Below are 22,536 nucleotides of genomic sequence, written 5' to 3'. Positions count from 1 at the left end.
CGCCGTCACCAGCGCCGCGCCGGCCAGGTCCAGGCGCCCGCCCGCACCCGGCAGCGGCCGGATCCACCGGGCCAGGCAGACCAGCAGCACCAGCCCCACCGGCACGTTGACGTAGAACACCCATGGCCAGCCCGGGCCCGCCGTCAGGACGCCGCCAAGGAGCACACCCAGGGCCGCGCCCGCTCCGCCAAGGCCCGACCAGATCCCCAGCGCGCGGGAGAGTTCATCCCCGCTGAAGGTCCGTGCGATCACTGAGAGTGCTGCCGGGGACATCGCGGCGGCTCCTACCCCCTGAAGCGTCCGCGCAATGAGCAGGACCTCCGGCCCTGCCGCCAGGCCCGCGAACAGCGACGCCGCGGTAAACAGGCCAAGTCCGGCCAGCACCACCCGGCGGGGGCCGACGATGTCCGCAACTTTTCCGCCCAGCAGCATCAGTCCGCCGAACACAAGGGCGTAGATGCTCGCCACCCAGGCCAGACCGGCCCGGTCCAGGCCCAGATCGGCCTGCATGGCAGGCAGTGCGATGGCAACAACGGTGACGTCCACGATCAGCATCAGCTGGGCCACGCCCAACAGCCACAAAGTCCGCCAGCGCCGCGGTGAACCGGCTGGGACCGGCCCCGAAGCGGCTGCAGGCTTCTGCTCTGGTCCCGCCCCTGATTTCGGTTCTGAGTTGTCGAAGGAACCCATCTCAAACACCTTCTCAGCATGTTGGATTGGAATGCACGACCAACGTAACTCGAACACTGGTGTTCGACAAGAGGTTTTGGGAAGAGCAGCCGCGTGGTGGACTGCCGCTCCGGTACGGTTACCCCGCGAGCGCAGCCAGGGTGGTGTTTCGCACCAGCTCCGGCGCTTCATCGGCCGTGATCTCGCCGCGGTGCACGGCGGCGGAGGCGCCATGCAGGATGGCCTGGATCACACTAACCTGCCATTCGATGGGCATCCCGGCATCGAAGCTGCCGCGCGCCCTGCCGCGTTCGAGCAGCAACCGGACCCGCTCCGCAGGCTGGTCGTGGGCGTGCCTCATCTCTTCCGGCGGCATCACACCGGACGCCGCCACAACCAGGGCGCCGAACCGGTGGGTTAGGTGCCAGGTCATCTCCAGCAGCCGCCCGAGTGCCTCGCGCGGATCGCCGTCGAAATCCACTCCGGCCAGCGCCTTCTCCGTCTGTGCGATAGCCCGGTCGGCCACCTCCCGGACCAGTACTGCCCGGGTAGCGAAGTGGCCATAGAGCGTGACCCTGCCCACGCCGGCAACCTTCGCGATCTCACTCACGCTGGCGTCCGGATTAACGGCCAGCAACCGGGTAGCCGCCTCGACGATCGCCTCGATGTTCCGGCGCGCATCAGCCCGCTTGCCTGCCTCCGGCACGGCACCCGGGGGCACTCCCGGGGCGGCTTCAGCTCCAGTCATCCGGCTACCTCCCAAGGTGGACAGTCGTGAACATGTTAACCCGGGGTGCAGAGAGCGGTGCTGCGCCCGGCAGCCCAGGCATGCGAAAGGCCGGCAGGAAGCCCATGGGGGGATGCTTCCTGCCGGCCGGTTCAGCGGCGCGCCGCACGGCGCGGATCAGATGTTGCTAGTCGGCAACAATTCGTTTGTCCTGCACCCGCAGGCGTTCGCCGAGGAAGCCGCCGGCCGCGGTGATCAGCGCAATGAGCACGAGGATCAAGGCGGCGCCCCAGGACTGGTTGCCGGAGAAACCGAGCATCGCGGTGGCCAGCAGCGGCATGAATCCACTGGTGGCGCCGGCGATGTTGTAGCCAAGGGCCACACCGGAGTAGCGCAGTTTCGGCGGGAACAGTTCGGTCAGCAGGGCGCCGTTGACGGCGTAGGCCACAGCAATGAGGACAATGCCGAGCGTGATGGCCAGGGTGATCAGCAGCGGGGACTTCGTGTCCACCATGGCGAAGAGCGGGAAGGCAGCGGCAGCAGTCAGGATGCCGCCCCACATGGTGACCTTGCCCGGGCCGATCTTCTCCGACAGGCGGCCCATGGCCACGGTGACGAAGATCTGCGCGACGGCAGCAATCAGCGTCGCGTTCACCATGACCTGGCGGTCCACTCCGAGGGTGTTGGAACCGTAGCTGACCACGAAGGTGGTGATCATGTAGAAGCCGCCGACACCCAGGAGGGCTGCCATGATCGCAACGACGAGGCGTCCGCCCGCGTGGCGGAAGACATCGAGGGCGGGAACCTTGGAGGTTTCCTCCTGCGCGACGAGGTCCTTGAAGATCGGGGATTCCTCGACCTTGATGCGGATCCAGAGGGCGATCAGCAGCAGCGGGAACGCCAGCAGGAACGGAATGCGCCAGCCCCAGGCGTCAAAGGTCTCGGACGGAAGGAGAAGCACCAGCGAGAACGCCGCCGAGGACAGCAGGGTACCCACCGGCGAACCGACCTGCACCAGGGCGGCAAACCGGCCGCGCTTTTCCACCGGCGCATGTTCGATCGCCATGGTCACGGCGCCGCCCCATTCGCCGCCGACGGCCAGCCCCTGGACCAGGCGGAGGACCGCCAGCAGGATCGGAGCAGCAAGCCCGATTGACCCGAAGTCCGGCAGGAAGCCGATGAGGCCCGTGGCGATGCCGATCATCACGATCGTGGTCAACAGGGCCGGCCGGCGGCCGAAGCGGTCACCGATGTAGCCGAACAGGACAGCACCAAGAGGCCGGGCGGCGAAGCCGACGCCGAAGGTGGCGAAGGAGGCCAGGAGGGCTGCCGTGGGATCCATGGTGGTGAAGAAGAGCCGGTTGAAGACCAGCGCCGCGGCCGTGCCGAAGAGGTAGTAGTCATACCATTCCAGCGCGGTGCCGACGAAGGATGCCCGGGCAATAGTGCCCGCGTCCTTGCCGGAGATGGTCACGGGTGCACCGCGGTCCCCCGGCTTGGTTTTGGTTTCAGTCACGAGTGGTGCCTTTCAGGGTGGCCGCTGCCGCAGTAAGTGAAGGAAATGGGATGCGGTCCGTGTGTGGGAGGTCTCTTCCTGAGCGTAGTCAGGCGGCAATTCCACAAACAATGACAAAATTCACCCACCTTTCACCCAAAACTTGGGCATTTAGACAGGCCGGGGAAAATCGGGGAGGGTGCTTAGGGCTATCAGGGCCCGGGTTGCCTGGCCCGGAATAGCCAGGTCCAGGCCGATGACCTGCTGCAGCGAGTGCAGCCGGTTAACCACGGTATTGCGGTGGCAGTAGAGCTCTTCCGAGGTGTGTTTGATGGAGCCGGTACGGGCATAGCTTTCGGCGACCTGCAGCAGGCGCTGCCGCTCGTGGTCGGAGCAGCCGGCCATCGCCGCATGCACGCCTGCGCAGAAGCCGGGCAGCGTCTGCTCCAGCAGTTCCGCGGCAATCCGCATCCAGGCCTCGTCCATGGTCTGCAGTCCGCTGGCACCGCTGCGGGCCAGCACCAGGGCCGACGCCGCGGCCCCGGGTACCGCAGTGAGGCCGGGGACGTCCTGCACGTATCCCGCGGCGAACGGCGGCGGCTCCTCCAGCCAGGTGTGCCCGCGCCGCTGGACGCGGAAAACGTAGAGAACACCGGCCCGTTCGTAGGCGTGGAACCTGCGGTCGCTGAGGAACGCCCGCTGGGCTTCGGGGACCGCGTCCCCAATCACGGCCAGCGCTTCAAAGCTGTCGGCCGGCTTGACCCCCAGCCCCGCGGCCAGGTCCTCGATGTCCTGCTCCGACTTCGGCTCCCCGGTAAACAGGCGGGAAATCAGCCGCTGGCGGTAAAGCTGCTTGTCCCGCGCCAACAGAGCCTCGGCTTCGACGAAGGACTGCTGGATGCTGGAGACGTATCCTTCCACCACGTCCATAACCCGGTCCATGTTGGAGACCAGCACCGTGACGCCGTCGCCGTGCGCCACACGCTCCAGCCCTTTCCAGAGCACCCGGAAATCGTTGCGCACGGCCTCGAGGAAGGAGTTCAGCGGTACCCCCTGGGCGGCCCGGCGGGAAGCAACATCCCGGGGGAGGTTTCGGAGGTCGGGCGGGAGTTCAAGCCCGGCCATTTGGTACAGGAACATGTCCATGGTGTCCACGGCGGTCTGGTACACGTCCTCTTCCGGCACCCGTGCGTCGTCGTAGGAGACCGCCTCGAACCGGCTGAGGAAGTCACTTACCAGGGTGTCCCGCTGGATCCAGAGCCGCTGGATGAGGTCTTCCCACTGCTGGCCGGTGGAATGCTGGAGGGGAAGGCTGCGGGAGGACAGGGCGAATACCGCCCCGGGAGTCTCAGTCATGCCCGCAACTTTATTGATCTGCATAATTCAAGCGCCAATTGTGGCGGCTAATGTCCATTGAGTGAGACATTTAGCCATAGTTGAATGGTTTTGACCCTGGCCCCTTCTGCCTTTTCTCCACACCCTGTCCGGGGACGGAACCGACGTTTAGGAATTCATGCTCGCCGACCTGACGATCACCAACGCCCATGTGCTCACCCAGGACCCCACGCATCCGGGTGCACGCACCCTGGTCATCCACGGGGGCCGGATTCTGGCGGTGGATCCCGGGCAGGACATCCCGTCCAGGCAGGTTCTCGATGCCGGCGGGCTGACCGTGGTGCCTGGCTTCAACGACGTCCACAGCCACAGTGTGTGGTTCGGACTGGGACTGATGGAAACCGCCCTGGGATCCGCCCGGTCAGCAGCTGAGGTCTACGACGCCGTTGCCCGGGCGGCGGCGGAGCTCGGGCCCGGCGAATGGGTTATCGCGTCCGGTTTCAGTCCCCTGTTGCTGGAGGGTGTGCAGCCGGACCGGGACTCCCTGGATGCCGCGTCCGGTGGACGGCCCGTGTGGATCAAGCATTCGTCCGGCCATGCCTGCACGCTCAACGGGGCAGCGCTGGCCCTGATTGGGCGCCAGACGGACCTTAACGAGGAGGTCGACGGCGGCATTGTGGTCCGCGACGATGCCGGCAAGCCCACCGGCCTCCTCGAGGAAAACGCGATGCGCCTGGTCCAGGACCTGATGCTGCCTTACCCGCTGGAAACCATCGAACGGGCCTTGGACCTCGCGACCGCGCACTACCTCACGGAGGGCATCACGTCCGTCACGGACGCCGGGATCGCCGGCGGCTGGATCGGCCATTCCCCCCGCGAGTTCGCGGCCTACCAGTCGGCCCGGGACAAGGGGCTGCTGCGGGTCCGCATGCAGCCTATGTTGGTCCTCGATGCCCTGCGGCAGCTCTCCGGACATGCCGATGACCCCGAGGGGCTGGGACTCGAAGCCGGCATCCGTTCCGGGCTCGGCGACGACTGGCTGCGGCTGGGTCCGGTCAAGATCTTCAGCGACGGCTCGCTGCTCGGCAGCACGGCATACATGTCCGAGGACTACGTCGGCTGCGTGCACAATCACGGCTACCTGCAGATGGACGCCGCGCAGCTGAGGTCCTCGGCCCTGGCCGCATACCGGGCCGGCTGGCCGATCGCCATGCACGCCATTGGGGACGCCGCCGTGGACCACGCGATCGGCATCATCACCGAAGCCCAGGACACCTACGGACCCAACTGCTCCCCCAACCGGATCGAACACGGCGGCGTGGTCCGTCCCGAACAGCTGGACCGCATTGCCGCTGCGGGGATCGTGCTGGTCCCCCAGCCGCACTTCATTACCGAGTTCGGCGACGGCATGGCCGAACTGCTCGGCCCGGAACGGACCGGCTGGTCCTACCCCGCCGCCAGCGTACTCAGCCGCGGGGCCGTGCTCCCCGGCAGTTCGGACCGCCCGGTCTCGAACGGACGCCCGCTGGATGTAATGCAGTCCTTCGTCGAGCGGCTCACGCCGTCGGGCCGGACCTACGGCGCGGCCGAGCGTATTTCCGCCCGGGAAGCCCTGGCCGCGTACACCACCGGTTCGGCCGCTGCCACCGGGACGGCCGGCACCAAGGGACAGCTCTCCCCCGGCATGCTCGCGGACCTGGTGTTCCTGGACCAGGATCCGACCGCCGTCGAGCCGCACCGCATTGGCGCTACCGTGGTGCTCGGCACCATGGTTGGCGGAGAGCTCCGGTTCCGGCACCCCGATTTCCAGCCCGCAGCAGACTGACCGCAAAGGACATCCCATGAGCACCACCAGCACCGGCTTCCTCGCCGATTTCGCCGTTATGTCCAGCTTCGGAGCGACCGCGGGCGGCGGCGTGGACCGCCAGGCCGGCACCCCGGAGGACCACGCCACGCGTGCCTGGTTCAGCACCTGGCTGGCCGGGCACGGACTCCGCGAAGCGGTGGACGCTGCCGGAAACCAGTTCGGCCTGGCGGAACTGATCCCCGGTGCGCCGTGGGTGCTGCTCGGTTCCCATCTGGATTCCCAGCCGCTGGCGGGCCGGTACGACGGCGCCTACGGAGTCCTCGCTGCCGCGCACGCTGTGGTGCGGGCTGCTGCAGCCGTGGAGTCGGGCGAACTCACTCCGGTGTTCAACCTCGCCGTAGTGAACTGGTTCAACGAGGAGGGCAGCCGGTTCACCCCCAGCATGATGGGCAGCGGCGTCTTCACCGGCAAGCTGCCGCTGGAAACCGCGCTGGCCACACAGGACCAGGCCGGAGCCACGGTGGCTGAGGCCCTGTCAGCCGGCCCCTCGGCGTCGGACTCCGCGCCCTGGCTCGGCAGCATTGCCCGCTACGCGGAAATCCACATCGAGCAGGGAAAAATCCTTGAGGAGCAGGGCATCCAGGTCGGAATTGTGGACCGCACCTGGGCCGCGGCCAAGTACCTGGTGACCGTGAACGGGGACCAGTCACACACCGGTTCCACCCGGATGCCGGACCGCCGCGACGCACTGTACGGGGCGGCGCTGGTCATTGCGGCCGCGCGGGAACTGACCGAGGAGTTCGAGCCCGGCCTGCTGCACAGCTCCGTCTCGCAGCTGCAGGTGCTGCCGAACTCGCCGGTGACCATCGCCCGGCAGACAGTCATGAACCTGGACCTGCGTTCCCCGGACGAATCGGTACTGGCCCGGGCCATGGACCTGCTCGGGAAGCGGATTGCGGAGGCGGAAGCCCGCTCCCGGACCGAGGTGTCCCTGGCCCTGACCCACCAGTGGGGGTTGAACCCCTATCAGCCGGCCGGCGTGCGGCTGGGCCGGGCAGCGGCCGATGCCCTGGGCTTCAGCCACATGGACATCATGACCGTGGCCGGGCACGACTCCACCAATCTCAAGGACCATGTGCCCACCGTGATGCTTTTCGTGCCCAGTGTGGACGGCATTTCGCACAATGAAGCGGAGTTCACCCGGGATGAGGACGCCGTGCGCGGCGTTGAGCTGCTGACCGAGGTGGCCCGCCGGCTGGTGCGCGGAGACGCCGTGGAGGACTAGTCCTCACCTGCCGCCGCCCGGGGTCCCGGCGTAGACTCGCCGCAGCCTGCGAGAGGAAGCCAGCCATGCTCGATCCACACCAGCCTGCGTGGTGGACCCGCGCCGTCGTCTACCAGATCTATCCGCGCAGCTTCGCCGATGGCAGCGGGAACGGCATCGGTGACCTGGTAGGCATTCTGGCTCACCTGGACTATCTGCAGGAGCTGGGAGTGGACGTTATTTGGCTGTCCCCGGTCCATGAATCCCCGCAGCGGGACAATGGCTACGACATTTCCAACTACCGGAGGATCGACCGGCTTTTCGGCACCGAGGAGGACTTCGAGGAGCTGCTGGGCCAGATGCACGTCCGCGGGATGAAGCTCGTGATGGACTTGGTGGTCAACCACACCTCCAGCGAACATCCCGCGTTCAAACAGGCACGGCAGTCGCGGGAGAACCCGTACCGCGACTGGTTCTGGTGGCGGGACGCGCGGCCGGGTTTCGAGCCCGGGGAACCCGGTGCCGAACCGAACAACTGGGGATCGTTCTTTGGCGGTCCGGCCTGGACCTTCGACCCGGACACCGGGCAGTACTACCTGCACCTCTTCACCCCGCACCAGCCGGACCTGAACTGGGAGAACCCGAAAGTCCGGCACGAGGTCTACGACTCCATGCGCTGGTGGCTGGACCGCGGCGTCGACGGATTCCGGATGGACGTCATCAATTTCATCTCCAAGGACCTCGCCCTGCCTGACGGTCTGGTGGAGCCTGGCAGCGTCTGGGGAGACGGCTCCCCTTCTTTCACGAACGGGCCGCGGATCCACGAGTTCCTGCAGGAGATGCGGCGGGAAGTCTTCGGCGGGCGCGACGGCGATTTCCTCACCGTCGGTGAAACCCCCGGCGCCACGGTGGACCAGGCCCTGCTCTACACCGACCCCTACCGGGCGGAGCTGGACATGGTCTTCCAGTTCGAACACGTGAACGTTGACCAGATCGGCGGCCGGAAATGGAACTACCGCCCGCTCAGTCTGCCGGATCTGAAGACCTCCTGGAACCGGTGGCAGCGCGGCCTGGCCGACCGCGGCTGGAACAGCCTCTACCTCAGCAACCACGACCAGCCCCGGCACGTCTCCAGGTTTGGCAACGACGGCGCCTACCGGTATGAATCCGCCACCCTCTGGGCCACGCTGCTGCACCTGCAGCGCGGCACACCCTACGTTTACCAGGGCGAGGAGATCGGCATGACGAACGCCGGGTTCACCTCCATCGAGCAGTACCAGGACGTGGAATCGCTGAACTTCTACGCCGAGGCCACGGCCCAGGGCATGCACCCCGACGACGCCTTGGAGGCGCTGCGCGCGATGAGCCGGGACAACGCGCGCACCCCGATGCAGTGGACCGCCGGCCCGAATGCCGGCTTCACCACGGGAGAGCCGTGGCTCCAGGTCAACCCGAACCATACGGAGATCAACGCCGACGCCGACCGGGCGGCGGACAAATCGGTCTTCCGGTACTACCAGGAGCTCATCCGGCTGCGGCATACCGAGGAAGTTGTGGCGCTCGGCGATTTCCAGCTCGAGGACCCGGACCATCCGCATCTGTTTGCCTTCCGCCGCACGCTCGGCGGCACAAACTGGACCATCCTGGCCAATGTCTCCGGCGGGGAGCTGCCACTGCCGGCCGGGCTGGCGGCCGGTGGCCGGCTGGTGCTCGGCAACTATGCAGAGTCCGGGGATGTAGATGTGCTGCGCCCGTGGGAGGCCCGGGTGCTGGATACTTCGGAAACGGCCGGCGGTCAGGGTCTGGCCGGGCGCCAGGGAACGGCCAGCGGCTAGGGTCGAAGCAACAGTGCCGCCGAAAGACCCCGTACTGAAAGGACGCACCATGCCCAACGCCTCCGTCCCCACGATCACGCTCCGCAACGGACTTGAGCTGCCCGCCATCGGCATGGGCACCTGGCCCATGGACAACACCCAGACGGCCGACGCCGTGGCCACCGCCGTCGAGGTGGGGTACCGCCTTTTCGATACCGCGGAGAATTACGGCAACGAAGCCGGCGTGGGCGAGGGGCTGCGGCGCAGCGGCATCGCGCGCGGTGACGTGGTCCTAACGACCAAGTTCAACAAGCAGTGGCACGGCCGCAAAGGCGTCCGGGAAGCGTTTACTGTTTCCGCGGAGAAGCTCGGCACCGAGTACATCGACCTGCTCCTGGTGCACTGGCCCAACCCTGACCAGGACCGGTTCGTTGAAGCAGTCCAGGGCATCGCCGACCTGCTGGCCGAAGGCCTGGTCCGGGGAATCGGGGTCTCCAACTTCAAGCCCGCCCATCTTGAGCGCCTGGCCGACGCCGGACTCGTCCCCGACCTGAACCAGATCCAGGTGGACCCCCGGCACATCCGGACGGCTTCCCGGCAGGCGGGCGCCCGCCTCGGCGTCGTCACCGAGTCCTGGAGCCCACTCGGCCGCGGCGAAGCCCTGCTGCAGGATCCCACGGTGACCGGGCTGGCGGAGAAATACGGGCGTTCCCCTGGCCAGATCGTGCTGCGCTGGCATGTGCAGCAGGGCCTGGTGCCGATCCCCAAGGCGTCATCGCGGGCGCATCTCGAGGAGAACCTCGCGGTCTTCGATTTCGCGCTGGAGGACGCCGAAATCACGAAACTCTCCGCCCTGGACACCGGGGAAGCGGGAATCCTGGATTCGGATTCCTTCGGCCACTGACCGTGTCCGGCTGTGGGCGGGAGCGGCACGGGTTCCCAGCGAGTGTTGCTGTTAGTGACTCCTGTGACCACAGAAGGAACACAGGCAACACTCACTGGGAAACTGTGAGCCTCAAACGGCGGCGGCACGACGGCGGCGGCCCAGCGCCGCCGTCGTGAGCTAGCTAGACCCGGGAGAACAGCCGCTCGGAGGCCAGCCGCGCGCCGGCGCCGAGGGATTCCAGCTTGGCGGCGGCAATCTGCGGGTGCAGGCGCCCGCCGAGGCCGCAGTCGGTTCCGGCGATGACGTTCTCCGGCCCCACCAGCGAAGCGAACCGTTCGATCCGCTGTGCCACCAGCTCCGGATGCTCCACCACATTTGTGGCATGGGAGACGACGCCGGGAACAAGGAGCTTGCCTTCGGGCAGCACCGTGTCCTGCCAGATGGTCCACTCATGTTCGTGCCGGACGTTGCCGGCTTCGAAGGCATAGGATCCAGCGTTGATGGAGAGCACCAGGTCCACAATGTGCGCGAACTCGATGTCCGTGGTGTGCGGGCCGTGCCAGGAACCCCAGCACACATGGAAACGCACCTGCTCCTCCGGCAGCCCGCGCAGCGCATAGTTCAGCGCGTCAACGCGGATCTGCGTGAACTTCCGGTAGTCCTCCACGCTCGGTTCGGGATTGATCTGGTCCCAGTTCTCCGCGATCGAGGGGTCGTCGATCTGCACGATCAGCCCGGCGTCGGTTATTGCCTTGTACTCCTCGCGGAGGACGTCGGCCCAGGCGTAGATGAACTCCTCCTCGCTGGCGTAATGCTCGTTGCCGATCCGGCTAGCCGAACCTGGTGAGAGCGAAGTGAGGAATCCGGTGGAGGCTCCGGCCGCGTCCAGGCCGGCCTTGAGGTTCGCGATGTCCGAGGCGATCGCGTCCTGCCCGGTGTAACTGAGCGGCCCGGTGGCCGAGGGGAACGCGGTGGCGTTTTTGCCGATCTGGATGCCGCTGGACGGATCCTGGTAGGCCTGCGCGAACTCAGTCCAGTCCCGCCGGTCCGCGAAGGACGTCAGCCGGACATTGCCCGGTTCACTGCGGACCGGCTCCGCCAGGATGGGGTTGAATTCAGTCAGCTCCAGTCCTGCGGTGCGCTGGAAGCTGTAGGTCCACCAGGCCCCGTAGTCGACGTCGTAAGACATCGCCTTGCCGTATTCGCCATCCCCGGGAATCGTGATCCCGGCGTCTGTTTGGCGCTGGACCAGGTTCACGACGGCGTCGGTCAGCAGCCCCTCGAATTCCGGGGTGCGTTCCAGGGTGAAGCCATCCTCGCCGAAACGTCGTGCGGCGTTGGCGGCGATCAGCTCCGGCGTCCGGGGCAGCGATCCTGCGTGGGTGGCCTGAATCTGGTCATGGTTGTGCTTGAGCGGCATTGGCTCTTTCCTTTCCATCGTTCCTGCCATTAGCACCTTTCCGGGCAGGAAATGCCCGGGGGAAGCTGCAGCGTCACGGAGGCAGGTCTCTCAGCTGCTCTTGATGGTGTGGTTTAGGGCTCTAAATCCACCGGCAACGCGGGTGCGCCCCCTCCACGGCTGCAATGGCCGAGTACCTAGCGGAGGGGCTGGTAACCAGCATGCACGCTGAGGAGGGTATTTGGCGAACGCCACACAGGTGCGTGGGCAACACCACGGCGCTTAATCCCGTAATTGTGAGCGGCGTTATGCAACCGCCCATGGAACCTCCCTAGCATTTTTAAGTGGGGAGTAGCGGCGGCCAACGGGCCGGCTGCAAAAATCCCCGACCAAGACCTTTGAAAGCGCATTGAAAGGAGGACCATGTCCCAGTCACGGTCCACTCGCGGAACCTCTAACCGGACGACTGCCCTCCTCACGGGCATTGCCATCGCCTCAGCCCTGGTGGCGGGTGGTGTCACCGCTGCTGAGATGAACTTTGAGACTGCTCCGTCCCTGGCAGCAGCAGCCGAGACGGCCGCCATGGCCTAAAGGCAGGACTTTTACCGCCCGCCGCCGGTTCGGCCAGTTTTCCGGGCGACCTTGCTGGCCACCGGGAAATGGGTAGACCATCAGATTATGGCACTGCAGTTAAGCCCGGCCTGGTGGAATTTGATGCCCCAGCTGAGATTTGAACCCACACCCCGGCGGATCCGCGCGCAGGTCGGAACCGACACGGTCCTCGATACAACAGAGGCCTTGATTGTCTACGAACCGCGCCGGGTCACCCCGATTTTTGCCGTTCGGGCAGAGGACCTTGCGGCGGAGCTTGTTCCAGCAGCACCGCCGCAGAACAACCCGGAGCCAGCGCCCGTAATGGACCCGCGTTTCCCGTTCTCCGTGCACACCACGGACGGCAGCGCCTTTGACATCATCGCGTCGTCAAGATCCCTGCCCGGAGCCGCCTTCCGCCCGGACGATCCGGACCTCGACGGGCGGGTCCTGCTGGACTTCGCCGCCTTCGACCGGTGGATGGAAGAGGACCAGGAAATCAAGGGCCATCCACGCGACCCGTTCCACCGCGTTGATGCCCGCGAGTCCTCCCGGAGTTCCCGTGTGCAGCTGGACGGGACCCTGCTGGCCGAAACCACCCACCCCCTGTTCGTTTACGAGACCATGGTGCCGGTCCGGACCTACTATCCGCGCGAAGACGTGGACTGGAGCCTTCTGGAACCCTCAACCCACCAAAGCGTCTGCCCCTACAAGGGATCCGCCACGTACTGGTCGGTGACCGGGCAGCCGAAGGGCAGGGACCTGGCCTGGTCCTACGAAACCGTGCTGCCCGACTCCGGCCAGTTGAAGGACCGGGTCTCCTTTTACGACGAACGCACCGAGGTGTACGTGGACGGCGAGAAGCGGGACGTCGCTTCGCTCTTCCGGTTCTGAGTCGGGGACATACCGATAAGCAGCCAAGGGACTGCAGGCAATCTAGCCTGCAGCCCTTTTTGCTGCCCGCTGTCGGTGGAAGAATCGGTGGCAGACGGCGGAAACGGCACAATGTGCAGGAGCTGACGAATATGGCGGCAACCCCAGGGACACCCGGTGCCCGGCCGAACTACGGCAACGTTCCTGTCATCGCCTCAGGCGTCATCGCCGGATTTGTGGCCATTACGACGGCGGTGGTCTCCACGGGCGGCGCCACCAACACCTTCCGCTGGGAACTGGGGCTCGCCGCAGGCTGCATCGCATTTATTGTCTGCCTGCTGACCTTCCTGCTGATGATCCTTGCCGCGAAACCGAACCCGGACTCCATGGGCCGCGGCTCCGGAGTCAACCGCAGGTTTGGTGCCGTCCCGGGCGCCCAGGACAAGGACACCGAAGACCCGGAGACCCCCGGGAAGGGACGCCCACCGCGCTGAGCAGTGCCCGCCTCAGAGCCCCACCTCAGAGGAAGGCGCCCTGCCGCAGCACCTGCTGCACGGCCAGCTCCTCGTCCAGAAGCACCAGGTCCGCACTGCACCCCGGCACCAGCCGGCCCACGGAGGCCAGCCCGACGGCGTCGGCCGGTTTCCGGGTGGCGGCAGTCAATGCCCGGGCGGGGTCCTCGCCCGCAGCCACGAGCCGCCGCACGGCCTGCGGCATGGTGAGGGTGCTGCCGGCGATCGCACCGGTTGCCACCGTCCGGGCGACGCCGTTGCGGACCGACACCTCGACGCCTCCGAGCTGATAGGTTCCGTCCGGCGCAGCGGCGGCCGCCATGGCGTCAGTGATCAGAAGGTAGCCGCCCGTCGCGGCCCGGGCTGCCAGCAGGAGTACGTCGTCGTGCAGGTGGACGCCGTCGGCAATGATCTCCACGGCCACGCGGGGATCGGCCAGCGCGGTGGCAATGGGGCCGGGGTCCCGGTGGTGGATAGGACGCATGGCGTTGAAGAGGTGGGTGACCACGGTGGCTCCGGCGTCAAAGGCGCTGGCGGCCAGGCCGCCGTCGGCATCGGTGTGGCCCACGGCGGCCGTGACGCCGGCAGCGCTCAGCTGGCCGATCGCCTCCAGCGCACCGGTTCGCTCCGGAGCCAGGGTCACCATCCGGATGGTTCCGCCGCCCGCCGCCAGCAGCCGCTCCACCACGGGTGCGGCGGGATCGGTCAGGAGCTGGGGATCATGGGCGCCGTGGAACGCCTTGCTGAGCCAGGGGCCTTCCAGATGGATGCCGCCGAGGACTCCGGTTTCGACCAGCCCGCGCAGGGTGCCGATCTGAGCCAGCAGATCGGGGATGGCGGCCGTAACCAGGCTGGCGAGCACCGTCGTCGTCCCCAGCCGGTGATGGACGCCGGCAGCGGCAGACGCTTCTGCGGGATCCGGCGTAACAAAGCTGTGTCCGCCGCCGCCGTGACAGTGGATATCCACGAACCCGGGACTCAGCACCGGCGCCTCGACGTCCGCCGGTTCCGGCGGCAGGCCGGAACCGGTTGCGGCGATGCTGCCGCCTTCCACCCGCACCCAGCCGGGTGCGAGTTTCCCGTCCGGATGCAGCATCCGCGGTGAGGACAGCAGCAGGGTGGACCCGCCCGAACCGGCCGGGCTAGGCATTGCTCAGGGACCGGCGCAGCGGTGCGTAGTGGTCGACCACCGCGGCACGGTATTCCTCGACGTCGCCGGCTTCCGCGGCGCGCAGCATGTCTCCGTGGGCCTTGGCCGTTTGGCGCAGATCGTTGGGGAAGGCGAGCTTGAGCTTGGGCAGGACGGCGGTGTGGACGTCCCAGAACGCTCCCACCAGCTGCCCGGCCAGCTGGTTCTCCAGCGCCGAGAGCATGGCTGTGTGGAAGGCGCGGTCGGCGTCGAGGAACGTCTGGCCGGCACCGGCCCGGGTTTCCATTTCATTCACGAGATCGTGCAGGTCGGGATTTTCCGTGCCCTGCAGCGCCGCAACCACGGTTTCGGCGAGCGCCAGTTCCAGGACCTCGCGGATCTCCACAACTTCCCGCAGAGCCTGCAGGTCATCTCCCGGGGACAGCGCGCCGCGGAAAACCAGTGCCTGGACCATGGGTGAAAGGGACATGCGGCCCACGAACGTGCCGTGCCCGTGCCGCACTTCCACGATGTCCAGGGTGGCCAGCGTCCGCATGGCCTCACGGATGGAGGTCCGGGAGACGCCGAGAATCTCATGCAGATCCAGTTCGGTGGGCAGCGGATCACCGGGCTTGAGTCCCTTGGTGAGGATCAGTTCCTTGATCTGGTCCGCTGTGGTGGAACGGCGCATCCGCCGATCCCCCTCGCCGAAGTAGCTTTCTGTCGTCATGGCATCCATCCGAAAAATTAGTCAAGACATGTTGTCGTTATCTATTGTGCCTCACGTCACCACAGACATACTATGTCGGACATACGATGTCCTACATAGGAGCAAACAAATGCAGAACTCCTCGAACGTGCGCCGCAGACTTCCGCGCCGCACGGTGCTGACCGGAGCCGCCGCAAGCGCGGTGCTCTTCCTCAGCGCCTGCGCCGGCGGCAACGCCGGCGCCGAGACACCATCCGGTGACAGCTCGGTCTCCCAGGCGAGCATTGATCCGAACGCCATCATCGAAACGGGTATCTCCTACTCGCTCAATGGCACCTTTGATCCGATGACCGCTTCCGGAGCCGTAACCCAGGCCGCCAACTGGCACACCATGGAAGGCCTCACCGAACTGGATCCCGTTACCCGGCAGCCCTATGCGGCCCTCGGTGCGGACCTGCCGAAGCAGATCGACGAAACCACGTACGAGGTGACGCTCCGCGACGGCGCGGTGTTCCACAACGGCGACCCGGTAACCACCGACGACGTACTCTTCAGCTTCGAGCGCGTGATGAACCCCGAAACCGGCACCTTCTTCGCCACCTTCGTGGAGTTCATCGACAAGGTTGAAGCCGTGGACGAAAAGACCGTCCGCATCACCACGGAATTCCCGTTCTCCCTGGTCAACGAGCGGCTTAGCGTCGTCAAGATCGTCCCCAAGGCCGTGGTTGAGGCCGATGCTGCCGCCTTCGGCGCGCTGCCCACCGGCACCGGGCCGTACAAGATCACCTCGGCCGTGGCCGATGATTCACTGGTCTTCGAGCGGTTCGATGACTACACCGGTTCCAAGCCTGCCAAGGCTGCCGGCATGAAGTGGAACCTGCTTTCCGACCCCGCGGCCCGCATGACCGCCATGAGCTCCGGCACCGTTTCAGCCATCGAAGACGTGCCGTACATCGACGTTCCGGCACTGCAGAACCAGGACGGCGTCAACGTCGAATCCGTCCAGTCCTTCGGTCTGCTGTTCATGATGTTCAACACCGAAAAGGAACCGTTCGACGATCCCCGCGTCCGCCAGGCACTGTTCTACGCCCTGGACACCGAGAAGATCATCGACAACGGCCTCCTCGGCAATGCCACCGCTGCCACCTCCTTCCTGCCGGAGAGCCACCCCGATTACCAGAAGGCCTCCACCGTCTACAGCTACGACCCGGAGAAGGCCAAGGCACTCCTGGCCGAAGCCGGCGTCAAGGACCTGGACATCAACCTGATGACCACGGACACCGGCTGGGTCCGCGACATTGCGCCGCTGATCAAGGAATCCTTCGACGCCGTCGGCGTCAACACCACCCTGGACATTGGCCAGGCTTCCGGCCAGTACTCCAAGGTCGACGCCGGTGACATGGACGTTATGGTCGCCCCCGGTGACCCCTCGGTCTTCGGCAACGACCCCGATCTGCTGATGCGCTGGTGGTACGGGGACAACGTCTGGCCCGAAAGCCGCTTCCGCTGGTCCGGCACCGAGGAATACCAGCGCCTGACCACCCTGATGGACGAAGCCGTCCGCACCGAGGGTGACGCGCAGCAGGAGAAGTGGAAGGAAGCGTTCGACCTCATGAGCGAGGAAGTTCCGCTGTACCCGATCCTGCACCGCCAGCTCCCGACCGCCTGGAGCGATGACCTGGTTGGCTTTGAGCCGATCGGCCTCACTGGGCTCTCCCTGCTGGACGTGGGAGTAGCCGGGAAGTAATCCTCCCCAACCCACCCGGTGGCCGGACCGCATCGCCCGCGGACCGGCCACCGGGTTCGGCTGTCCGCGGCCGGCACTGCTGGCGGACAACCATTACCGGTAAGGAATTTTTGTGTCCAACGTATTGCGCCTTGTGGGGCGCCGGCTGCTTCAGCTGCCCCTGATGATCCTTGGCATCACCCTCCTGGTCTTTGTGGTGATGTCCTTCTCTAAAATTGACCCCGCTATCAACGCCCTTGGCGAAGGCGCCTCCCCGGCTGAGCGCGAAGCCTACCGTGAAGCCAACGGCCTGAATGCGCCGCTGTTCACCCGCTACTTCCTGTTCCTGGGCAACATGCTCCAGGGCAATCTGGGGACCTATTCGGCACGCCAGCAGCCCGTCATCGACGAGGTGGCCCGTGCCTTCCCCATCACCCTGCAGCTGACGTTCCTCGGACTGGCCCTCGCCGTCATCGGGGCCCTGCTCCTGGGCGTGCTGGCGGCCCTGTACCGCGACCGCTGGCCGGACCAGGTGATCCGCGTGCTGTCGATCGCGGCGCTGTCCACCCCGTCCTTCTGGCTTGCCGTCCTGCTCATCCAGTCCGCGGCCCTCGGCCTCGGCTGGTTCCCCGCCTCCGGGCCGCTTCCCGCCTTCAGTGAAGACCCAGTCGGCTGGTTTAACCGCATGGCCCTGCCTGCCTGTGCGCTGGCCGTCCCCGTCATCGGACAGCTTTCCCGGGTTGTGCGCACCGCCATGGTGGAGGAGCTGGACCGCGACTACGTCCGCACCGCCGTCGGCGCCGGCATTCCCCGGCACGTGGTGGTCTCCCGCAACGTGCTGCGCAACGCCCTGATCACGCCGCTGACCGTGCTCGGCCTGCGCGTGGGCACCATGATGGGCGGCGCCGTCGTTATCGAGATTATCTTCGGGCTGCCCGGCATGGGCACCCTCATCCTCAACGGCGTCACCAACAACGAACCGAACCTGGTGCAGGGCGTCACCCTGACGGTGGCGCTGGCCTTTGTGGTCATCAACATTGCCGTTGATCTGCTCTACGTACTCATCAATCCCCGGATCAGGACGGTCTGACATGCGAGCCCACTTGACCCAACGCCTTTCGGTGCCCGGACAGCGGCTTGGCCAGCTGTCCATCTTCGCGCGGATCGCCCTCGTCTTCGTTGTCGCCGTCGCACTGATGGCCATTTTCGCGCCACTGGTTTCCCCCTTCGACCCGCTGGCGACCGGCACTCCGGTGCAGCCGCCCAGCGCCGAGCACTGGTTCGGGACCGACCGGCAGGGCCGGGACATCTTCTCCCGGATTGCCTACGGTGCCCGCTATTCCCTGGTGATCGGCCTCGCTGCCACCGCCCTGGCCCTGGCAGCCGCCGTCATACTCGGCTCAATCGCCGCCACGGCACCCAAATGGATTTCCGAGTCAGTCATGCGTGTCCTGGACATCATCATGTCCTTCCCCGGCATCGCCCTGGCCGCCGTTTTCGTGGCTGTCTTCGGCCAGTCCCTGCCGGTGCTGGTGTTCACAATCGCTTTCCTTTACGTTCCGCAGCTGACCCGTGTGGTCCGGGCAAACGTGCTGGACCAGTACGGCGAGGACTATGTCTCCGCGACCCGGGTCATGGGATCCTCCACCCGGCGCATCATCTCGAAGCACGTGGCACGGAACAGTGCCGCCCCCGTCCTGGTGTTCGCCACGGTGCTGATCGCCGACGCGATCGTCTTCGAAGCCTCGCTCTCCTTCATCCAGGCAGGCGTTCCCGACCCGGAGCCGTCCTGGGGCAACATCATTGCCGCCGGACGCAACCTGGTGATGAGCGGTGCCTGGTGGTCAACGTTCTTCCCTGGCCTGATGATCATGCTCACCGTCCTGTGCCTGAACGTCCTCTCGGAGGGCATGACCGACGCAATGGTCTCCGCTAAGCCCCGGGCGGTGCTGGCCAACGACACCAGCCGCGCACAGTCGGCGGCCACTGCTGCAGCGGCTCCGGCCGAGCTGCCGGCCGGCACGGAGAATACCGGGCAGGACGGTGAAACTGCGTCCACGGAAGTGCCCGACGCCGTTCCCACCGTTACGCCCGCCGCACGCGTCGTCCCGCTCGAGGAACGGCTGGACCTGCTCCGCTTTGCGGAGGCCCAGCGGTCGGACCGCCTCGTTTATGACGGCGAGAACACCCCGCTGCTTGAGGTGCGGGACCTGTCCATCCGCTTCCCCCGCCACCGCGGCGTGAACGTGGTGGACAAGGTGTCCTTCGATGTCCGTCCCGGCGAAACCATGGCCCTGGTGGGCGAGTCCGGCTGCGGAAAGTCCCTGACTTCCCTGGCCATCATGGGGCTGCTGGATCCCGCCGCCGAGCTGGACGGAAGCATCCGCTTCGACGGCCGGGAACTGCTGGACATGTCCGCCCGGGAACGGAACGGCCTGCGCGGCCGCGACATGGCCATGGTCTATCAGGACGCGCTCAGCGCCCTGAACCCGGCCATGAAGGTCTCCGCGCAGATGAAGCAGCTGACCTCCCGCGGCGGCACCCGCACCGCGGCTGAACTGCTGGAGCTTGTGGGCCTGGACCCCCAGCGCACCCTCGCCGCCTACCCGCACGAGCTCTCCGGCGGGCAGCGCCAGCGCGTGCTGATCGCCATGGCGCTCACCCGCGATCCGCGCCTGGTCGTGGCGGATGAACCCACCACCGCCCTGGACGTCACGGTCCAGAAGCAGGTGGTGGACCTGCTCAACAGCCTGCGCGCCGAACTCGGCTTCGCCATGGTCTTCGTCTCGCATGACCTCGCGCTCGTCGCCGAACTGGCCCACCGCATCACGGTGATGTACGCCGGCCAGGTCGTGGAACAGGGCCGCACGCAGGAAGTGCTGACCAACCCGATGCACGAGTACACGCGCGGGCTGCTGGGCTCCGTCCTCTCCATTGAGGCCGGAACCGGCAGGCTGCACCAGATCCCGGGCACCGTTCCCTCCCCGCAGGACTTCCCGGCCGGAGACCGTTTTGCCCCGCGCTCGGTGAATCCGCAGGCCGGAACCCTACCGCCGGTGCGCCGCCAGCTGGAAGGCACCGAGCACTTCTACGCGGCCCAGCCGGAACTGGAAACCTCGAAAGGAGGCCAGCCATGACCCTGGCAGCCACTGACAACCCGGCCGGTACCGCTGCCGGCGCCACTCCGCTGATCGAGCTGCGGGACGTCCACGTCACGTACAAGGCCCGCGGCACCTCCCTGTTCCGTCCGCAGAAGGTCCGGGCGCTCGACGGCGTCTCCCTGGCGGTGTACCGCGGCCGGACCCTGGGCATCGTAGGCGAGTCCGGTTCCGGCAAGACCACCACTTCCCGGATCCTGGTCGGGCTGGAAGAACCAACCTCGGGTGAGGTCCTCTTCCAGGACGAGGTCGTCCGCAGGTTTACCCTGCCGGTAAGGCGCCGGCTGGGCCGGGTAGTCTCCGTGGTCTTCCAGGACCCGGCGACAGCCCTGAACGGCCGGATGCTGGTCCGTGAGGCGCTGCAGGATCCCCTGGACGTCCACGGCCTGGGAACCCCTGAGCAGCGCCGGGCCCGGGTCCGGGACCTGATCGGGATGGTCGGTCTGCCGGCCTCCGCACTGGACGCCCTGCCGGGCCAGCTGTCCGGCGGACAGCGCCAGCGCGTGGCCATCGCCCGTGCCCTTGCCCTGGAACCACAGGTCATCGTGGCCGACGAACCCACCTCCGCCCTGGACGTCTCCGTGCGGGCGCAGATCCTGAACCTGCTGACGGACCTGCGCGATGAACTGGGCCTGGGCCTGGTGTTTATCTCGCATGACATCCAGACGGTGCGGTATCTCTCCGACGACATGATCGTGATGAACCGCGGCCGGATCGTCGAAGAAGGCCCGGCGGAGGAGATCTTTGCCTCCCCGCGCGATCCGTACACCCGCACCCTGCTGGGTGCCGCCCCCACCCTGCTGGCCCGGTCCGCAACCGAATTTTCCCCCATGAATACCGAACTAGGAGCTCCATGAACCACCCCCAGCCGCTTTTCCAGGGCATTGTTCCGCCCGTGGTTACCCCCTTCACCGAGGCAGGAGACGTTGACTTCGACAGCCTCACCCGCCTGGTTGACTCCCTGATCGAGGCCGGAGTCAACGGCCTCTTCGCCCTCGGCTCCAGCGCCGAAGTCGCCTACCTCACCGATTCGCAGCGCGTGGAAACCGTCACCGCGATCGTTGCCGCCGCCCGCGGCCGGGTTCCCGTGATCGGCGGAGCCATCGACCTCACCACCGCCCGCGTCCTGGAACGTGCCCTCGACCTCCAGGCTGCCGGAGTCCAGGCCGTAGTGGCCACCGCCCCGATCTACGCCCTGAACGACCTCACCGAGACCGCCGAGCACTTCCGCTCCCTGGCGGCCGGGCTCAACGTCCCCGTCTATGCCTATGACGTTCCGGTCCGCGTGCACTCGAAGCTGCCGGCCGAGTTCCTGGTGCAGCTGGGTACCGAAGGCGTCATCGCCGGGGTCAAGGATTCCTCCGGCGACGACGTCGGCTTCCGCCGCCTGGTGGCCCTGAACGAGGCCGCCGGCCACCCGCTGCAGGTGCTCTCCGGCCATGAGGTCATTGTTGACGCGATGGGTCTGATCGGAGCCGACGGCGCCGTACCGGGCCTCGCGAACGTTGACGCGGCCGGCTATGTGCGGCTGTGGGAAGCCGTTCAGGCCGGGGACTGGACGCTGGCACGCTCGGAGCAGGAGCGTCTGAACCGTCTGTTCGAAATCGTGTTCCAGGACTCCGGACGCAGCGGCGACGCCGCCGGCATCGGTGCCTTCAAGTCAGCGATGCACGCGCAGGGCCTGATCTCCCACGCTGGAATGGCCCACCCGGTGCAGATGCCGCGGGAGGCCGCCGTCGAGCGGATCCGTGGAATCGTCGGATCCGTGGCGCTGCTCCCCTCGTGACTTCAGCTGTTCTCGCCCTCGACGTCGGGGGCACCAAAACGGCTGCCGCACTGGTGGCCGAAAACGGGAGGTGCGGGCCGGTATTTTCGGTCCCCACCCCCGGCGCTGACGGACCGGAGGCCATCCTCGCGGGGATGGCCTCCGCCGCCCGGCAGGCCCTGGCCGCTTCCGACACCCGCGTCACCGGCGTCGGCGTCGGAACCGCCGGGCTGGTTGACCCGGCAACGGGTGTCATCCGGTATGCCACGGACACCCTGCGCGGCTGGGCCGGAACGGATATTCCGGCCCGGCTACGCGCCCTGCTGCCCGAGCTTTCTCCGGAGCTCCCGCTGGCTGTGCTCAACGATGTTGAGGCCCACGCGCTGGGCGAAGCCTGGCTCGGTGCGGCGGCCGGCTGCACGTCCGTGCTGGTGGCCGCCGTCGGCACCGGGATCGGCGCCGGGGTGGTGCTGGAGGGACGGATCTTCCGCGGAGCGCGCGGGATGGCCGGGGAACTGGCGCACATCCCGGTTGCCGCGGCCGCGCATCTCCGCTGCCCCTGCGGGAAGTTGGGGCACCTTGAGGCCCTGGGCTCCGGCGCCGGACTGGCCCGCCAGTACCTGCACCTGGGCGGCGTGCTGCCCCCTGGTGCCGGTGGGGCCGCCGTTGTGGCTGCC

20 protein-coding genes are annotated in these 22,536 nt (G+C 66.9%); 13 read left to right on the top strand and 7 right to left on the bottom strand.

What is annotated here, in order from left to right:
• The 4 genes from RTN46_RS11325 to RTN46_RS11310 form a co-directional block, all read right to left on the bottom strand.
• A partial coding sequence (locus RTN46_RS11325; protein WP_312181445.1) for an MFS transporter occupies positions 1 to 567 on the bottom strand: 567 nt, incomplete at its 3' end.
• Positions 568 to 808: 241 nt separating this feature from the next.
• The gene (locus RTN46_RS11320) at positions 809 to 1,417 is read right to left on the bottom strand and encodes a TetR/AcrR family transcriptional regulator (RefSeq protein ID WP_312181443.1); all 609 of its coding nucleotides are present in this window, start codon (positions 1,415 to 1,417) and stop codon (positions 809 to 811) included.
• 166 nt (positions 1,418 to 1,583) lie between these two features.
• A complete protein-coding gene (locus RTN46_RS11315) occupies positions 1,584 to 2,912 on the bottom strand; it encodes an MFS transporter (protein ID WP_312181441.1) in 1,329 nt (442 codons plus the stop codon).
• Positions 2,913 to 3,062: 150 nt separating this feature from the next.
• Positions 3,063 to 4,247 carry a helix-turn-helix domain-containing protein gene (locus tag RTN46_RS11310; RefSeq protein WP_312181439.1) on the bottom strand — a complete coding sequence of 395 codons (1,185 nt, stop codon included), beginning with the start codon at positions 4,245 to 4,247 and terminating at the stop codon, positions 3,063 to 3,065.
• A 157-nt stretch (positions 4,248 to 4,404) separates the two neighbouring features.
• Between RTN46_RS11310 and RTN46_RS11305 the strand changes: the two genes are divergently transcribed.
• From RTN46_RS11305 to RTN46_RS11290, 4 genes are all read left to right on the top strand, one after another.
• Positions 4,405 to 6,051 carry an amidohydrolase gene (locus RTN46_RS11305; RefSeq protein ID WP_312181437.1) on the top strand — a complete coding sequence of 549 codons (1,647 nt, stop codon included), beginning with the start codon at positions 4,405 to 4,407 and terminating at the stop codon, positions 6,049 to 6,051.
• 16 nt (positions 6,052 to 6,067) lie between these two features.
• Positions 6,068 to 7,318 (top strand): M20 family metallo-hydrolase, encoded by a 1,251-nt coding sequence (locus RTN46_RS11300; protein ID WP_312181435.1) that lies wholly within the window; start codon positions 6,068 to 6,070, stop codon positions 7,316 to 7,318.
• Between the two features lie 65 nt (positions 7,319 to 7,383).
• Positions 7,384 to 9,132 carry an alpha-glucosidase gene (locus tag RTN46_RS11295; RefSeq protein WP_312181433.1) on the top strand — a complete coding sequence of 583 codons (1,749 nt, stop codon included), beginning with the start codon at positions 7,384 to 7,386 and terminating at the stop codon, positions 9,130 to 9,132.
• A gap of 49 nt (positions 9,133 to 9,181) precedes the next feature.
• Positions 9,182 to 10,015, top strand: coding sequence for an aldo/keto reductase (locus RTN46_RS11290; protein ID WP_312181431.1), 834 nt, complete (start codon positions 9,182 to 9,184; stop codon positions 10,013 to 10,015).
• A 163-nt stretch (positions 10,016 to 10,178) separates the two neighbouring features.
• Here the strand turns inward: RTN46_RS11290 and RTN46_RS11285 are convergent, their stop codons facing one another.
• Positions 10,179 to 11,417 (bottom strand): cobalamin-independent methionine synthase II family protein, encoded by a 1,239-nt coding sequence (locus RTN46_RS11285; RefSeq protein WP_312181429.1) that lies wholly within the window; start codon positions 11,415 to 11,417, stop codon positions 10,179 to 10,181.
• Positions 11,418 to 11,819: 402 nt separating this feature from the next.
• Between RTN46_RS11285 and RTN46_RS11280 the strand changes: the two genes are divergently transcribed.
• From RTN46_RS11280 to RTN46_RS11270, 3 genes are all read left to right on the top strand, one after another.
• Complete coding sequence (locus tag RTN46_RS11280; RefSeq protein WP_312181427.1) at positions 11,820 to 11,987, top strand: hypothetical protein; 168 nt, start codon at positions 11,820 to 11,822, stop codon at positions 11,985 to 11,987.
• Between the two features lie 123 nt (positions 11,988 to 12,110).
• Positions 12,111 to 12,881: a DUF427 domain-containing protein gene (locus RTN46_RS11275; protein ID WP_312181425.1), complete on the top strand. Its 771-nt coding sequence runs from the start codon at positions 12,111 to 12,113 to the stop codon at positions 12,879 to 12,881.
• Positions 12,882 to 13,012: 131 nt separating this feature from the next.
• The gene (locus RTN46_RS11270) at positions 13,013 to 13,354 is read left to right on the top strand and encodes a hypothetical protein (RefSeq protein ID WP_312181423.1); all 342 of its coding nucleotides are present in this window, start codon (positions 13,013 to 13,015) and stop codon (positions 13,352 to 13,354) included.
• Positions 13,355 to 13,379: 25 nt separating this feature from the next.
• On the opposite strand, the gene nagA is transcribed toward RTN46_RS11270, so the two are convergent.
• Complete coding sequence (gene nagA / locus RTN46_RS11265; protein ID WP_312181421.1) at positions 13,380 to 14,522, bottom strand: N-acetylglucosamine-6-phosphate deacetylase; 1,143 nt, start codon at positions 14,520 to 14,522, stop codon at positions 13,380 to 13,382.
• Positions 14,515 to 15,231: an FCD domain-containing protein gene (locus RTN46_RS11260; RefSeq protein ID WP_312181419.1), complete on the bottom strand. Its 717-nt coding sequence runs from the start codon at positions 15,229 to 15,231 to the stop codon at positions 14,515 to 14,517. Before RTN46_RS11260 ends, nagA begins: the two co-directional genes overlap by 8 nt.
• A gap of 109 nt (positions 15,232 to 15,340) precedes the next feature.
• On the opposite strand from RTN46_RS11260, the gene RTN46_RS11255 reads away from it, so the two are divergent.
• The 6 genes from RTN46_RS11255 to RTN46_RS11230 all read left to right on the top strand — a co-directional run.
• Positions 15,341 to 16,957: an ABC transporter substrate-binding protein gene (locus RTN46_RS11255; RefSeq protein WP_312181418.1), complete on the top strand. Its 1,617-nt coding sequence runs from the start codon at positions 15,341 to 15,343 to the stop codon at positions 16,955 to 16,957.
• A 112-nt stretch (positions 16,958 to 17,069) separates the two neighbouring features.
• The gene (locus RTN46_RS11250) at positions 17,070 to 18,026 is read left to right on the top strand and encodes an ABC transporter permease (RefSeq protein WP_312181416.1); all 957 of its coding nucleotides are present in this window, start codon (positions 17,070 to 17,072) and stop codon (positions 18,024 to 18,026) included.
• Position 18,027: 1 nt separating this feature from the next.
• Positions 18,028 to 20,073 carry a dipeptide/oligopeptide/nickel ABC transporter permease/ATP-binding protein gene (locus RTN46_RS11245; protein WP_312181414.1) on the top strand — a complete coding sequence of 682 codons (2,046 nt, stop codon included), beginning with the start codon at positions 18,028 to 18,030 and terminating at the stop codon, positions 20,071 to 20,073.
• Complete coding sequence (locus RTN46_RS11240) at positions 20,070 to 20,951, top strand: ATP-binding cassette domain-containing protein (RefSeq protein WP_312181413.1); 882 nt, start codon at positions 20,070 to 20,072, stop codon at positions 20,949 to 20,951. Before RTN46_RS11245 ends, RTN46_RS11240 begins: the two co-directional genes overlap by 4 nt.
• Positions 20,948 to 21,880: a dihydrodipicolinate synthase family protein gene (locus RTN46_RS11235; RefSeq protein WP_312181411.1), complete on the top strand. Its 933-nt coding sequence runs from the start codon at positions 20,948 to 20,950 to the stop codon at positions 21,878 to 21,880. The genes RTN46_RS11240 and RTN46_RS11235 overlap by 4 nt, the downstream gene beginning before the upstream one ends.
• Positions 21,877 to 22,536, top strand: a 660-nt coding sequence (locus RTN46_RS11230) for an ROK family protein (RefSeq protein WP_312181409.1), incomplete at its 3' end; no start/stop codon positions are given. The genes RTN46_RS11235 and RTN46_RS11230, both read left to right, overlap by 4 nt.

The sequence above is a fragment of the Arthrobacter sp. genome, from assembly GCF_031988865.1.
Classification (GTDB): Bacteria; Actinomycetota; Actinomycetes; order Actinomycetales; family Micrococcaceae; genus Arthrobacter_B.
This window is presented reverse-complemented; position numbering and strand designations above follow the sequence as displayed.

Coding starts and splice junctions, on each gene's coding strand:
- RTN46_RS11305 (WP_312181437.1), top strand. CDS start 4,405: ATGCTCGCCGACCTGACGATCACCAACGCCCATGTGCTCACCCAGGAC.
- RTN46_RS11260 (WP_312181419.1), bottom strand. CDS start 15,231: ATGACGACAGAAAGCTACTTCGGCGAGGGGGATCGGCGGATGCGCCGT.
- RTN46_RS11285 (WP_312181429.1), bottom strand. CDS start 11,417: ATGCCGCTCAAGCACAACCATGACCAGATTCAGGCCACCCACGCAGGA.
- nagA (WP_312181421.1), bottom strand. CDS start 14,522: ATGCCTAGCCCGGCCGGTTCGGGCGGGTCCACCCTGCTGCTGTCCTCA.
- RTN46_RS11300 (WP_312181435.1), top strand. CDS start 6,068: ATGAGCACCACCAGCACCGGCTTCCTCGCCGATTTCGCCGTTATGTCC.
- RTN46_RS11255 (WP_312181418.1), top strand. CDS start 15,341: ATGCAGAACTCCTCGAACGTGCGCCGCAGACTTCCGCGCCGCACGGTG.
- RTN46_RS11235 (WP_312181411.1), top strand. CDS start 20,948: ATGAACCACCCCCAGCCGCTTTTCCAGGGCATTGTTCCGCCCGTGGTT.
- RTN46_RS11320 (WP_312181443.1), bottom strand. CDS start 1,417: ATGACTGGAGCTGAAGCCGCCCCGGGAGTGCCCCCGGGTGCCGTGCCG.
- RTN46_RS11245 (WP_312181414.1), top strand. CDS start 18,028: ATGCGAGCCCACTTGACCCAACGCCTTTCGGTGCCCGGACAGCGGCTT.
- RTN46_RS11290 (WP_312181431.1), top strand. CDS start 9,182: ATGCCCAACGCCTCCGTCCCCACGATCACGCTCCGCAACGGACTTGAG.
- RTN46_RS11275 (WP_312181425.1), top strand. CDS start 12,111: ATGCCCCAGCTGAGATTTGAACCCACACCCCGGCGGATCCGCGCGCAG.
- RTN46_RS11295 (WP_312181433.1), top strand. CDS start 7,384: ATGCTCGATCCACACCAGCCTGCGTGGTGGACCCGCGCCGTCGTCTAC.
- RTN46_RS11280 (WP_312181427.1), top strand. CDS start 11,820: ATGTCCCAGTCACGGTCCACTCGCGGAACCTCTAACCGGACGACTGCC.
- RTN46_RS11240 (WP_312181413.1), top strand. CDS start 20,070: ATGACCCTGGCAGCCACTGACAACCCGGCCGGTACCGCTGCCGGCGCC.
- RTN46_RS11270 (WP_312181423.1), top strand. CDS start 13,013: ATGGCGGCAACCCCAGGGACACCCGGTGCCCGGCCGAACTACGGCAAC.
- RTN46_RS11310 (WP_312181439.1), bottom strand. CDS start 4,247: ATGACTGAGACTCCCGGGGCGGTATTCGCCCTGTCCTCCCGCAGCCTT.